Origin of the sequence: Leclercia sp. W6, assembly GCF_003336345.1 — a bacterium.
Lineage (GTDB): Bacteria > Pseudomonadota > Gammaproteobacteria > Enterobacterales > Enterobacteriaceae > Enterobacter.
Map to the genome: position 1 here is coordinate 4,881,250 of NZ_CP031104.1, position 12,292 is coordinate 4,893,541.

A 12,292-nucleotide genomic window follows, 5' to 3' on the forward strand; every position below is an offset into this window, starting at 1 on the left:
CACCCGGGCGTTTATCTTAAACAATATTATCGTTGGCGATCGGGATGAGTCGTTGCCATATTGCCGAAACATACTTCGCCTGGTGCCGCGCATCCGCCAGGGCGTTATGCATATCACCCTCGTAGGGAATTTCGTAGCGCGGGTTAAACCCCACAGCGCGACCCAGCTCTACGATTGTTCGTACATCGCGGTCATTCCAGAATTGCCATGGGCAGAAAAGGCCATGACGTTCGAAAGAGGCCCGGGTGATCACGTTGTCGAAAGTTGCCCCGTTCCCCCAAACCTGCAGGTTTTTCGAAATACAGTTTTCATCTATCAGGCGCCTTAGGCCGCCCAGCGCGTTGGTGATATTGACGCGTTTATCGCTGGTGATCTCTGCCCGTGCTTCCGCGCTCTGTTTCATCCACCAAAGAATGGTGCCAGGGTCCGCCATTGCATCCCGTACCATGGAAGATTCAAGATCAACAACGGCATAATATTCTGGACCCAACTCGCCAGTAGAGGGCTCAAACAGCACGGCTCCGATCGCGATGATTGGTGCGGTAGGCTTATTGCCCATCGTTTCAAGGTCGATCATTAAGTGATTCATTTTTTTCCTTCTGCCAGCAGTGCTGGCGCATCGGTGTAAAGCTTTATGAAGCCTCCTGGCTTGATATCGTATCCAAGCGAGCCAGGAGAAATAATAGTGCCGGTGTGCGGGTAATACAGAATCGACGGCTTTGCTGTCAGCGCTGCCAGCGCGGTTTCTTCAACCTGAATTTGCAGAGCTACCGTCACGGCCTCATGCCCGGTGACGCTAATTGCAATGAGATTCAGCTCGGCAATACTTTCTTTTGCGCGAGTGATCAACTGTTCTTTGGTGAATTGCATTATTCAATCTCCGGCAGGCGATACAGTGCTACTACCCGGTACTCGTCACTCTCTACGCCGCGTGGCCCGTCGCCACCGCACGCCTCATCGTTCAGACAATCAACCTCGTCCTGTAGTATCCCCGCATCGCTGCCTACGCACTCTTCATCAAAATGCGGATCCCCGTCAGGGTCAGTAATGCCGTACATGAATGGCTTAGCCGTCAGTACTGCCAGTGCGATTTTGAAGATTTGCGCATCGAGTTGCGCTTCTTCAACATCAGGGTAATGGGTTGTTACCGCAAGACGGCGCTCAAGCTTCTCAATCAACTGCTCTTTGGTAAATTTGTTCATGCTGCACACTCCTGTTTAACACCCATGCGCTGGCATGCGGCCTGAAAAATGTCTGACTCCTTCTCGATCCCGATGAAAGCGCGCCCGAGCTCCTGACAGGCAACGCCGCTGGTACCGCTTCCCATAGTAAAATCGAGCACCAAATCGCCGGGATTGCTGTAGGTTTCGATGATGTATTTCACCAGCGCCAGCGGCTTCTGCGTCGAGTGGAAATTCCCGATCTGCTTATCGCTCGAGAAGAACTGAACATCGCGCGGGTACCGCTTTGTCGAATCGTATTCAGTCAGCGTCAGCGCCTTCCCGTAGCACTCCGAATTAACGGTCTTCCGCTTACTGGTCTTGCGGGTATGGCCCTCAGTCATCTGCGGGTTATACGTCGGCTGGCGGCGGTAAAACACCTCGATATTTTCATGCGCGCGCAGCGGCTGCTTTTTGGCATTCAGGAAGCCAGTGGCGTTACCTTTCTCCCAAATCCATTCAGAGCGCCAGTGCCGTAAGTTGCTGGCAACCAGCACGCTGGTAAACGGCTGGGCTGAAAACAGGACGATTGCCGCCGTCGGCTTGGCGATGCGATAGAGCTGCTCCCACATCAGCGATAAGTCGAGAACCGAATCCCAGCGGCACTGCGTGGTGCCGTAGGGGATGTCAGCACATACCAGATCGACAGAACCATCGGCAATCGTCGGGAAGATATCGAAGCAATCAGCATTGTGCAGAATGACGCTCATGCTGTACCGCCTTCGATCGGCTTAATTGTTGCCAGCTTCAGACGCCGGGATGTAAACGGCGCGCCACTGCGGCGGCCGTCTTCCTTGCGATAGGTTTCACGCTGGCCAACGCACCAGGTGGTCGGCGTCTCATGCAGCTTCACGGTCTTCTCGCCGTCCTTGATGATGATGGTACCGGTATGGGTTTTGACTTTGCTCATTTTGCCGCTACATGATGAAGTGTTGAAACAACCTCTCCGGCGTTACGACGGGCGTCTGCCGCCAGCCGGTCACGCTCGCTCAGTGATTCGCATAGCGCGGCTCGGGTTACATCAAGTCGCGTAGCCAGTTCGGTGACCAACTTCGCTGACTCCGGTGGTAGTGACCGGGCAGCCTGGTGTGCTTCAGCCACTAACTGTCTTGTGGTCAGGCGCATTTGCGGATCCCCATCAGCTCGTTGAACCGGGCCATGAACAGACCGTAGGCTTGCACCGGGCGTAGCGGAATGACGGTAAACAGGTCTGTTGGCGGTATACCGATGAGAACGGGCCACACAGTGCCGTCGTCGATGTCCAGATCGCGGCGTTCGGTACCGAGCATGACCAGATCGGCATATTTGACGGTGGGGTGCTGGTGGGCCGGCAGTCCGAACTTCTCGCGGATCACGCCATCCGCATACGCTTCGACACGACGGTAGTCAGGCAGAATACGCTTCAGCGGTGCAGGAATATCCTGGACGTAGGCTTCAGCTGCATCATGCAGCAGCGCTTCGAGCGCGAACTCTGCGGGAACCAGCTGGCTCACCAGCACCGAATGCTGCGCAACGCTGTAGAACTCCGGCAGGTGGCCGGCAAAGCGGCAGATGTGGGAAAGGGCCGTGGCGATATCCTCGATCACGATATCTTCGTGATGAATATCGAGGTAGTTAATATGCTTCCCGGACAGTGTTTGAATATATGACATTACGTGTTCTCCATTAATACGCGCTGCACCGCGCCTGATTTTTGGTTGAGCGAATCCCTCGCCTGCTGGCGATCGTTAATTTAATTTCGCTTCACTAAATGCCCCTGATACGGGGCATTTAAGGCAACGTAATTAAGCGCTGAAAGAACCGATAAAGGTTTCCACCTGGCTGTCTTTGAACTTCTCGACCAGCAGATCACGGAACTCGGTGGCCATATCTTCCTGCTGGGCTTCCAGCTGGACAATGCGCAGCACCAGAGTAGGGCGATCGCCGCCGATGATGCTCAGCCGCAGTTTGAATGGACGCTCCGCCAGGCCTTCGAACGGCACGCAGCGAAACTCGAACGCCACCGGCATGATGTCCTGCGTGCGAGCTTCAACGCTTTCCATCAGAGAACGCTTACCGCTGAAGTCCTGATCCTCATAGTCCGCTTTCTGGATGGACTCGATAGTGATTTTGCGGATCGCTGCTGCTGATTTTTTGGCGTCAATAACCTCGCCGTCGGCATCAAAGCCGGTCAGATTTTCTGCCCAGTCTTCCAGCCACTCGGCCAGCTCTTTCTGGGAGTGACGATCGCCATTGATGGCCAGCAGGGAGGCAAACGGGGCGGTCTTTTTCAGCGCCAGCTGCGCGGTGTTGTCTGCATGTCCTGGGCTTTCGATTGTGCCGAGGTTGAAGACCGCTGCGGCGCGCATATCGTCGGCGTTGATAAAGCAGCGGCTACCTTCATCAGCGTAGCCAGTGGAATAGCGCGTAAAGTCTTCAATACTGGCGGTTACCATCTTACCGCGGAAGCGGTAGCGCTCCATGCAAAGCGATTCCAGGCTCTCAATGCGGACTCCCTGCGGAACTACAGCAGCAGGGCAATCCACACCTTCAAGTTTCTCTTCCATGTAGCGGGAGAGTGTCAGATCGCTAATTTTTTCGATCGCAGTACCGTCTAAAGAGTGGGACATGGTGTTTCCTTAACGTGGGTGAATGGTAGGTTACTGCTGCGAACGCAGCTTCGCATCCGGATCGCCTTTGAGGCTGAACAGCTGCCCCTGGTCTTCCTGCAGGATGGTCAGCTTGCCGCCGCGGTTGACGTACATCGGCGTTTCGGTGCTGTCCTCTTCTGAGGATTTACCGCGAGGGGTAGGGCGCACATAAGCAAGCTTGTGCTTGATCATCACGCGCTTCTCTTCGACAGAGTTGCTCATGCGGTCCAGCTCAAAGGTCAAAGTAACTTTCCCCTTCTGGCCGTTGTTCAGCACGCCGAAGGCGACTTCACTCAGCGCTACGGCGATCTTGTTCTGGAACACGCCTCCATCCAGCTCGCCCATAAACTCGGGCACATCGGTCAAACGTTCATTACTCATCGGCTTACCCTCTGAAGGCGGCTGCCACCGCCAGTTAGTTTCTCCACACAACACAGGAGAGCACCTGCGGTTAGGAAGCCGCCCGGGTGGATTGGGTTATGAGCCCGTCACCCGGTGATGCTCTCGTGTGTTGCGTAAAAAAGGGGCGGTACCAGCCAGCAAGGGATAACAACTGGTACCGCCAAACAACTACCACGCTTGCTACTTTTGTTATTTTGGTTGTGACACCAGGTCGCTACCCCGCTTACTTCCCGCCGCTCTGTTTTGGTATTGGCCGTCAGTTGCTACGGCTCAGCCGATTCTCGGGTCTTTGCGTCGGCCGGCGCTGCAGTTCGCTCGAACACATCACAACTGGAAGCGCACTCCGCTGTTTTCACGCCTGTCACCCATAACTGGTTTGAAGGAGTGCGCTTCCATGTTGTGTGCCTGTCTTTTCACCACTTCAGGCTCGGTGGTATCCTTACAGGAGTTCAAACCAAGCAAGGAAAGTTCATGTCTAAACAAGACGATATCCCGGTATTTCCTGTAACAGGGTGGCAGGCTGGACCGTTACCCGGCTACGATGCGCTCGTGCTTAAATTCCAGTTTTTGTCATCACCAATGCAATCGATGGAATCAGCACAAGAGACTCAGTTTTTTGCAATAACCCCTGAGATGGCTGAGAGTTTGATTTCAGATTTGCAAAGGCATGTTTTGAACCTGAAAAATTCCGGCATTCAAAGCCCTCAAGCAGACAAGCACTAAGCTGCCATAGCTCTACCACCTCTTCTTTATCGAAGCACCGCTGCTCAACAGTGGTGCTGTTTAATGCCGACATGCCTCAACCCTCTCTGTCACGTCTACGTCATTAATTAGTACGTACGAGCCAGTTATCTTTTAGTTACCTTGCTTGCCTTTGAATGTACCTTTAGTTACAAAGAAGATCAAGTGATGGGTGTACTTTATGTTACCTTGAGGGGTAAAAAAAATGCCAACTTGAAAGCTGGCATTCAAAATTAGTGACTTAGATATTCTGGGTTATTTGAACAACCTTACCAACGATCCGGCAATTGCCATCAATAGGTAATGGTTTGAATGCGGGGTTAAGAGGCATCAAATACGAGAATGGGCTATCCCATACTAACTTTTTCACTGTTGCTTCAGCTGAACCATCCAGTATGGCGACTACAATCTTGCCGTATAAATCCTCTAATTGCCCGTAGTGTGGCTCAACAATTACGATGGATCCTTCTGGAATGGATGGCAACCCATGGGGGTTGGTCATCGACTCCCCGCGAACTACCAGACCGAATACTTCATCAGAAACGTTTGCTGTGGTTTGCGTCCATGAAATCACGTCATTAAGCCTTGAGCATGCATAAGTATCAGTCCACATTCCCGCTTGAACAGCTGAGATTATTGGGACGGCTGTTGGTGCTTTTAGGAATGGGATAACTTTGGTGTCATCATGCCGCTCCTCGCCCTTTCCATAAAGAATCCACTCTGGGCTCGTTTGCAACGCCGTTGCTAGCTGATGAAGATTCTCACCATCAGGCTTTGTTGTGCCGCTTTCCCACTTAGTGACGGACACACGACTAACCCCAAGTCTTTTAGCAAGAGCTTGTTGTGTTATGTCGAGCTGGACGCGCCGGGATCTGATTCGGTCTTTCATCTCTGTTTTCATGTAACCAATGTTACATATAACTCCTGTAACTGTTGTTTGCTATTTAATGTACCTTTTGTTACCTTTGGTGCGTAAGTTAACCAGGAGGAACTATGCGTAAATCAGAAGTCATTGAGCACTTTGGTGGCGTTGCCAAAACCGCCAGCGCTCTCGGGATTTCACATCCAGCTGTGTGTCGCTGGGGAGAGATCATCCCACAAAAGCAGGCTTTTGTTATTGAGCGGATCACTAAAGGCAAACTCAAGTACGACGCGACCCTTTATCAAAAGTTTACTGATTCAACAGATTGAATTTAACCACAGAGAAAAGAGGTGAGCCGTGGGTATACAACCCGAATGGAAAGTAGATAAGCAGCCAGCCTGGCTGGTGGCAGCTATCAAAAAGACAATCACAGAACTGCCTGGCGGGTATGCCGAAGCCGCTGAGTGGTTGGGCGTTACGGAGCATGCCTTGTTTAACCGGCTTCGCACCGATGGCGATCAGATCTTCCCGCTTGGGTGGGCGCTGGTTCTTCAGCGAGCTGGTGGTTCGAACTATATCGCTCATGCAATAAGCCGCGCATCTGGCGGACTGTTCGTGCCTATGCCTGAGGTAGAGGATTTTGACAACGGCGATATCAACCAGCGCCTGCTTGAGGCGATCGAGCAGATTGGTCGTTATTCCCAAGAGGTTAGGGCAGCAATTGAGGATGGAGTAATCGAGTCGCACGAGCGTTCTGCGATTGATAGCGAGCTTTACAGGGCGATCGCGAAGCTTCAGGAACACACGTCACTTGTCTATCGCGTTTTCTGCGCGCCGGAAAAGAGTGACGCCCGCGAGTGTGCAGCTCCGGGCGTCGTGGCGTGTCGTAACAGTGGAGAAACTAACGCATGAACAGTTTAACGGCAAAGAACCGCTTACCGCAACTTCGGATGATCCCGGTGCCGGGCCTTCCGCTGTTTCGGTATGAACGCAGAGTAGCAAACCGCTGGGTGGCATGTAACCACAGCCGCGCCACTGCAATTGTGGGTGTGTACTACCGGAGGGCAAAGGCCTTATGCGCGAACTCGACCGCTGGTTTAAAGACCGCCGGGGGATCCCCGTTCGCGTCATCCGCTGGGAACCAGAAGTGCAGCGCGTTATCTACCTGCGTTCTGGCTACCCACATGAGTGCTCAAGTCCGCTCCAGGTCTTCAAGCGCGATTTCAGGGAAATTGAGGTAAGTCCAGATGAGCATGGAATTAATGGTCAGAGCCATGAAAGCAAAAGTGGGTAACCCGCTGCGCAAGCTCGTGCTGATCAAACTAGCTGATAACGCCAGTGATCAGGGCGAATGCTGGCCCTCCGTTCCCTATATCGCAGAGCAATGCGAGATATCGGAGCGCTCTGTGCAAAACCATATCAAACAGCTGGTTGAGGATGGTCTGGTATCGGTTGAAGTCCGCAAGGCGGCCACAGGTCTGAACCGTACCAACGTTTATAAACTCAACCTTCCCAGTGGTGCAAATGCTGCACCCTCTGGCGCACGTCCTGCACCGGGTGGTGAATCTCCTGCACCAGGTGGTGAATCTGCTGCACCGGTTAGTGGTGCAGGAGCTGCACCCGGAACCAGTCAGTTCTCTGAACCAGTCAATGAATCAGTCAATGAAAACTTATTTGATCTGGCCTGGGCGTTATATCCGAAGCGGGCAGGTGGTAACTCGAAAAGTGCTGCGCTGAAAGCCTGGGATGCCCGCGTTCGTGAAGGGGTGCCGCCTCTCGTCATGCTGGAGGGTGTGAAGCGCTATGCCGGGTTTGTTGCTCAAACAGGCAAGACCGGTACCGAGTTTGTCAAACAGGCCAAAACCTTCTTCGGCCCTGACATGCACTACGAAGACGACTGGATGATTCCAGCCAGTTCCGGCATCAAAGAGGATCCGCTTTTTAAATCCAGCTATGTCGGCACCGACTATTCGCAGGGAGCCAAAGGCTTCCGGGTGGTGAACGGATGAGATACGGATCTGTTTGTGACGGTATTGCAGCCACACTGCCAGCCGAATCACCGTCACCGCGAACCTGGCAGCGCCCGTTCCTCAAGTGGGCTGGTGGAAAATACCACCAGTTGCCGGATATCGACCGCCTGATCCCTGCCGGGCAGCGCCTGATTGAGCCGTTTGTTGGTGGTGGTTCTGTGTTCATCAACTCCCGTAAGCACGACTCTTTCCTGCTTGCGGACGTCAACGCGGACCTGATCCATCTATACCAGATGCTGGCCGTGGTACCGGATGTCGTAATTCGTCACGCCCGCCAGTTGTTCAGCACAAGGAACAGCGCCGCAGGGTATACCGACGTCGCCGATGATTTTAACGGGCAGCTGCTGCCCGGGCCGGAACGCGCCGCCGCTTTCCTGTACCTGAACCGGCATTGCTTCAACGGGCTGATCCGCTACAACCTCGCCGGAAAGTTCAACGTTGGCTGGGGCAAATACCCCAATCCATATTTCCCTGAAAAAGAGATCGAGGCGTTCACTGCGCTGGCGAGCAACTGCGTGTTCATGAATGCCGGGTTCCGCCGCACGCTTTCTCTGGCTGGCGAAGGCGATGTCGTTTACTGCGATCCGCCGTATGAGCCGCTGCCGGGTACCAGCGGGTTCACCAGTTATGCGCCAGGCGGTTTTGGCTGGGAAGACCAGGTCACCCTGGCAGAATGTTGTGTAGCCGCCCACCAGCGGGGTGCCAGAGTGGTGATCAGCAACTCATCAGCGCCCCGCATCATTGATCTGTACCAGCAGCACGGCTTTGAACTCAACTACGTCCGCGCCCGGCGCGCGATATCCAGTAAATCCAGTACACGCGAAACCGTCAGCGATATCGTTGCGGTTCTGTAGGGGGTAGCAGTGGTCAATAAATTATTAACGGTGCGCCAGCAGGAGGTTTTCGATCTGCTGGTGAAATACCAGAGCGAGCACGGTTATCCGCCGACTATCTCAGAACTGTCCCGCCTGATGGGCGTGGTGTCGCCGAATGCGGCCGCCCTACAGTTGCGTGCGTTGCAGCGCAAAGAGGCAATAACGATAGTCCCGGGCGCGCATCGCGGCATAAAAATCAACAGCCAGACATCGCAGCTGATCCCGGAGGGTAAATGAAACTGGTGCTGCCGTTCCCTCCGAGCGTAAACACCTACTGGCGCGCCCCGAATAAGGGGCCGCTGGCCGGTCGCCACCTCATCAGCGCCAAAGGGCGTGCGTACCAGAGCGATGCCTGCGCTGCGATCATTGAGCAACTGCGCAGATTACCGAAGCCCAGCAGCGCGCCAGCGGCGGTGGAGATCGTTCTTTTCCCGCCGGACGCGCGGCGCCGCGACATCGACAACTATAACAAAGCGCTGTTCGATGCGCTGACCCACGCAGGCATCTGGGAGGACGACAGCCAGATTAAGCGAATGCTGGTGGAGTGGGGGCCGGTAACGCCCAAAGGCAAGGTTGAGATAACGATCGGCCTGTATGCATAGACAGTGGGGGTGTTGAAAATTATGCAAATCAGCAGTAATGTCAAAAAGTACAAGCGAAGCGGGCGTGCAGGCCTCTCGCAATACAATCAGTGGAGAACAAAATGAGTCAATTACTCGTAATTGACGGCGTTTCCGTACGCCGTGATATTTTTGGGCGTTACTGCCTTAACGATCTTCATCGTGCTGCTGGCGCTCAGGATAAGCACAAGCCAGCGTTCTGGCTTCGCAACGAACAAACTGAACAATTAATAAGCGAGTTGCAAATTAGCAACTCGGAAACGCCGGACCCGGTCAGCGTTATCCGCGGCGGCAAAGAGCAGGGCAGTTACGTCTGTAAAGAGCTGGTCTACTCCTACGCGATGTGGATCAGCCCGCAGTTTAGCCTGAGGGTGATCCGTACGTTTGATGCAGCTGTAAATCAGCCTGCCACTCTTCAAAGCCAGGCGGCAGATAAGATGCAGGCAGGCGTCATCCTGCTCGATTTTATGCAGCGATCTCTTAACCTCTCCAATTCCTCTGTTCTCGGTGCATGCCAGAAGCTGCAGGATGCTGTTGGTCTGCCGAACCTTGCCCCGCAGTACGCCATTGACGCACCAGCCGGTGCGCCTGATGGCTCCAGTCGCCCCACGCAGTCGCTGAGCGCTCTGCTCAAAGCAAACGGCATCCGAATGTCGGCTACGCTGGCTTACCAGCAGTTGGCCAAGCTGGGGATCGTCGAGCATAAGGAGCGTCGCAGCCGTTCGGGTGTAAATGGTATTAAGCGCTTCTGGGCGATGACAGCTAAGGGTTGTATGTACGGCAAAAACATCACCAGTCCGGCGAACCCGCGCGAGACGCAGCCGCATTTCTTCGAATCAAAATTTCAGGAGCTGTTGCGCCTGCTCGAAACCGTGCATTGAGGTGTCTGTGAGAGCGTTACTAACCCCTGTCGTCGTAAAAGAGTTCGGGATCGTGGCGTTCCGGCCTGGTCCTGAGCTTATGCCGCATTTCCAACGTGGACGCATTCTTCTGGAGAACGAGCCGGAGCGCCTGGCGGGTCTTCCAGCCGGAGAGCTCCCGGCGGCGCGGCAGCCGCTGGCGGAGGATCCGGCAATGGTGCCCGTGTTTGAGCATGCCGATGTGATTAAGCGGGCTGGTGGCCTGTCATGTCTTGAAGCCTGGCTGATGCGGGAATCCGGCTGTCAGTACCGGCACAGCGACTATCACCACCACGAAATGGTCACCATGCGGCATACGCCCGGCGTGCTGCGGCTGTGCTGGGCCTGCGATATCCGGGTGCGGGAGCAATTTACTAACGAACTGGCGGGCATTGCGCGGGAGAACCTGGTAGCCTGGCTACTGTCAGTTGTTCGCGCCGGGCTGGGTTTCGATGATTCGCACGCCGTGACCCTGCCAGAACTATGCTGGTGGCTGACGCTCAACAAGCTGGCGCACGCCATCCCTGAGACGGTGGCGCGCAAGGTCCTGCGTATTCCGGCAGAGAAAGTGCAGTCGGTGACGCGTGAGGCTGACATTGTGCCGTCGGTACCGCCCACCAGCATTGTAGAGGAGGCGGTTAAAAAGGTGCTGGCGCTGCAGGTGGATCCGGAGACGCCCGAATCCTTCATGTTGAGGCCAAAGCGCCGACGCTGGCAAAACGAGAAATACACCCGCTGGGTAAAGGCGCAGCAGTGCGTATGTTGCCAGAACCCGGCAGACGACCCCCACCACCTGATCGGCCACGGCATGGGTGGCATGGGCACCAAAGCGCATGATTTGTTCGTGATTCCGCTGTGCAGAGCGCATCACGACGAATTGCACGCTGACGCTGTGGCATTTGAAGCGAAGTACGGCACGCAGCCGGAGCTGCTGTTGAAAACATTAGACCGGGCGCTGGCCATCGGCGCACTGGCGTAGACGGAGTGGAGAACGCTATGAATCTGGACGGAGTTTTAAAGTTTTTTGCACCGAAAGGGATGCACATCTCTGATAGCGTGCGCGCAACCGCGGGCGATCAGTTAACGGTAACCGACATCATGGCGGCGCTGGGCATGACCCAGGCCGACGCCGAGATCGGTTTGGCTATGTACCTGGGGAAGGCAGGTATCAGCCCACAGGATAAAGAAGCCGCTATCAACTGGCTGACGGAGTACGCCAAGCAGCACGCACCAATGGCGGTACGCAAAGCAGCTGGTAAAAAGTTTCCTCTCTGCATGCGGATCCTCGCCAGATTCGCATTCAAGGATTACGCCTCATCAGCTGCTGACAGTACCGATTGCCAGAAATGCCGGGGCAAGGGCTTCATTACCAGAACCAGCGTGATCACCAAAAGCCATTACACGATGCGCCTACCTCAATTCGCCAAGGATCTGGGCCAGTCCCCGTCTGATTTTGAAGTCTTCCGCGAGATAGAGGATGTTGACCACCAGCTGTGTGGCAAGTGCAACGGTACCGGGCAGATCAGTAAGCGCTGCCAGTGTGGCGGATCTGGTCAAACCCTCGACCGCAAGCAAACCGAATTGCAGGGCGCTCCAGTATATAAGGAGTGCAAACGCTGTGAGGGGCGAGGGTACAGCAGGCCGAAATCATCCGTGGCGTATCGCGGCGTTCTAGCCGAACTGGACAGTCTTCCTGATCGCACCTGGCGATATAGCTGGAAGCCGTTTTATGAAAGCCTAGTGACGAAGTGCTTTCAGGAGGAAAGCAACGCAGACGCGGAACTCAAAAAAGTAACAAGGATGCAAAGTTTGCTCTAAATATCATATTTTCGCATCACGTTACTTGCAATGTTGCCGTTTTTGTGTAAATTTGACGTTAACGATGGGCATTGTATGTTCAAGGTTAAAGTTTAATTTGAAACCTCGCTTCGGCGGGGTTTTTCGCTTCTGAGGCCACCGTTTGGTGGCCTTCTCTATTTCAGGCTCTCGGACCTCCATCACTCGTTTTGACGT

At 54.5% G+C, this 12,292-nt stretch carries 20 protein-coding genes; 11 read left to right on the top strand and 9 right to left on the bottom strand.

What is annotated here, in order from left to right; all coding sequences use genetic code 11:
* Positions 1 to 16: 16 nt before the first annotated feature.
* The 8 genes from DVA43_RS24000 to DVA43_RS24040 form a co-directional block, all read right to left on the bottom strand.
* The gene (locus DVA43_RS24000) at positions 17 to 589 is read right to left on the bottom strand and encodes a 3'-5' exonuclease (protein WP_114316990.1); all 573 of its coding nucleotides are present in this window, start codon (positions 587 to 589) and stop codon (positions 17 to 19) included.
* Complete coding sequence (locus DVA43_RS24005) at positions 586 to 870, bottom strand: hypothetical protein (RefSeq protein ID WP_114316991.1); 285 nt, start codon at positions 868 to 870, stop codon at positions 586 to 588. The genes DVA43_RS24000 and DVA43_RS24005 overlap by 4 nt, the downstream gene beginning before the upstream one ends.
* Positions 870 to 1,202, bottom strand: coding sequence for a hypothetical protein (locus DVA43_RS24955; protein WP_210406690.1), 333 nt, complete (start codon positions 1,200 to 1,202; stop codon positions 870 to 872). Before DVA43_RS24955 ends, DVA43_RS24005 begins: the two co-directional genes overlap by 1 nt.
* The gene (locus DVA43_RS24015; RefSeq protein WP_114316992.1) at positions 1,199 to 1,930 is read right to left on the bottom strand and encodes a site-specific DNA-methyltransferase; all 732 of its coding nucleotides are present in this window, start codon (positions 1,928 to 1,930) and stop codon (positions 1,199 to 1,201) included. The genes DVA43_RS24955 and DVA43_RS24015 overlap by 4 nt, the downstream gene beginning before the upstream one ends.
* On the bottom strand, positions 1,927 to 2,130 hold the full coding sequence (locus tag DVA43_RS24020; RefSeq protein WP_114316993.1) for a hypothetical protein: 204 nt from the start codon (positions 2,128 to 2,130) through the stop codon (positions 1,927 to 1,929). Before DVA43_RS24020 ends, DVA43_RS24015 begins: the two co-directional genes overlap by 4 nt.
* Before the next feature lie 205 nt (positions 2,131 to 2,335).
* The gene (locus DVA43_RS24030; RefSeq protein ID WP_114316995.1) at positions 2,336 to 2,872 is read right to left on the bottom strand and encodes an HD family hydrolase; all 537 of its coding nucleotides are present in this window, start codon (positions 2,870 to 2,872) and stop codon (positions 2,336 to 2,338) included.
* A 132-nt stretch (positions 2,873 to 3,004) separates the two neighbouring features.
* The gene (locus DVA43_RS24035; protein ID WP_114316996.1) at positions 3,005 to 3,829 is read right to left on the bottom strand and encodes a YfdQ family protein; all 825 of its coding nucleotides are present in this window, start codon (positions 3,827 to 3,829) and stop codon (positions 3,005 to 3,007) included.
* Between the two features lie 30 nt (positions 3,830 to 3,859).
* Positions 3,860 to 4,231, bottom strand: a complete 372-nt coding sequence (locus tag DVA43_RS24040) for a hypothetical protein (protein WP_114316997.1) — start codon at positions 4,229 to 4,231, stop codon at positions 3,860 to 3,862.
* A gap of 492 nt (positions 4,232 to 4,723) precedes the next feature.
* Here DVA43_RS24040 and DVA43_RS24045 point away from each other — a divergent pair, with 492 nt between their 5' ends.
* A complete protein-coding gene (locus DVA43_RS24045) occupies positions 4,724 to 4,975 on the top strand; it encodes a bssS family protein (RefSeq protein ID WP_114316998.1) in 252 nt (83 codons plus the stop codon).
* A gap of 259 nt (positions 4,976 to 5,234) precedes the next feature.
* On the opposite strand, the gene DVA43_RS24050 is transcribed toward DVA43_RS24045, so the two are convergent.
* On the bottom strand, positions 5,235 to 5,894 hold the full coding sequence (locus DVA43_RS24050; RefSeq protein WP_210406691.1) for a LexA family transcriptional regulator: 660 nt from the start codon (positions 5,892 to 5,894) through the stop codon (positions 5,235 to 5,237).
* A 92-nt stretch (positions 5,895 to 5,986) separates the two neighbouring features.
* Here DVA43_RS24050 and DVA43_RS24055 point away from each other — a divergent pair, with 92 nt between their 5' ends.
* From DVA43_RS24055 to DVA43_RS24100, 10 genes are all read left to right on the top strand, one after another.
* Complete coding sequence (locus DVA43_RS24055; protein WP_114316999.1) at positions 5,987 to 6,184, top strand: Cro/CI family transcriptional regulator; 198 nt, start codon at positions 5,987 to 5,989, stop codon at positions 6,182 to 6,184.
* Positions 6,185 to 6,212: 28 nt separating this feature from the next.
* Positions 6,213 to 6,767: a YmfL family putative regulatory protein gene (locus DVA43_RS24060; RefSeq protein ID WP_114317000.1), complete on the top strand. Its 555-nt coding sequence runs from the start codon at positions 6,213 to 6,215 to the stop codon at positions 6,765 to 6,767.
* 163 nt (positions 6,768 to 6,930) lie between these two features.
* Positions 6,931 to 7,149, top strand: a complete 219-nt coding sequence (locus DVA43_RS24065) for a DUF4222 domain-containing protein (RefSeq protein WP_114317001.1) — start codon at positions 6,931 to 6,933, stop codon at positions 7,147 to 7,149.
* Positions 7,103 to 7,864, top strand: coding sequence for a helix-turn-helix domain-containing protein (locus DVA43_RS24070; RefSeq protein WP_114317002.1), 762 nt, complete (start codon positions 7,103 to 7,105; stop codon positions 7,862 to 7,864). Before DVA43_RS24065 ends, DVA43_RS24070 begins: the two co-directional genes overlap by 47 nt.
* Positions 7,861 to 8,739, top strand: coding sequence for a Dam family site-specific DNA-(adenine-N6)-methyltransferase (locus tag DVA43_RS24075; protein ID WP_114317003.1), 879 nt, complete (start codon positions 7,861 to 7,863; stop codon positions 8,737 to 8,739). The genes DVA43_RS24070 and DVA43_RS24075 overlap by 4 nt, the downstream gene beginning before the upstream one ends.
* A 9-nt stretch (positions 8,740 to 8,748) precedes the next feature.
* Complete coding sequence (locus tag DVA43_RS24080) at positions 8,749 to 8,997, top strand: hypothetical protein (protein ID WP_114317004.1); 249 nt, start codon at positions 8,749 to 8,751, stop codon at positions 8,995 to 8,997.
* A complete protein-coding gene (locus DVA43_RS24085; RefSeq protein WP_114317005.1) occupies positions 8,994 to 9,362 on the top strand; it encodes a RusA family crossover junction endodeoxyribonuclease in 369 nt (122 codons plus the stop codon). Before DVA43_RS24080 ends, DVA43_RS24085 begins: the two co-directional genes overlap by 4 nt.
* A gap of 101 nt (positions 9,363 to 9,463) precedes the next feature.
* Complete coding sequence (locus DVA43_RS24090; protein WP_114317006.1) at positions 9,464 to 10,261, top strand: KilA-N domain-containing protein; 798 nt, start codon at positions 9,464 to 9,466, stop codon at positions 10,259 to 10,261.
* Between the two features lie 7 nt (positions 10,262 to 10,268).
* Positions 10,269 to 11,258, top strand: coding sequence for a DUF968 domain-containing protein (locus DVA43_RS24095; protein WP_114317194.1), 990 nt, complete (start codon positions 10,269 to 10,271; stop codon positions 11,256 to 11,258).
* A 17-nt stretch (positions 11,259 to 11,275) separates the two neighbouring features.
* Positions 11,276 to 12,097: an antitermination protein gene (locus DVA43_RS24100; protein ID WP_114317007.1), complete on the top strand. Its 822-nt coding sequence runs from the start codon at positions 11,276 to 11,278 to the stop codon at positions 12,095 to 12,097.
* Positions 12,098 to 12,292: the final 195 nt, after the last annotated feature.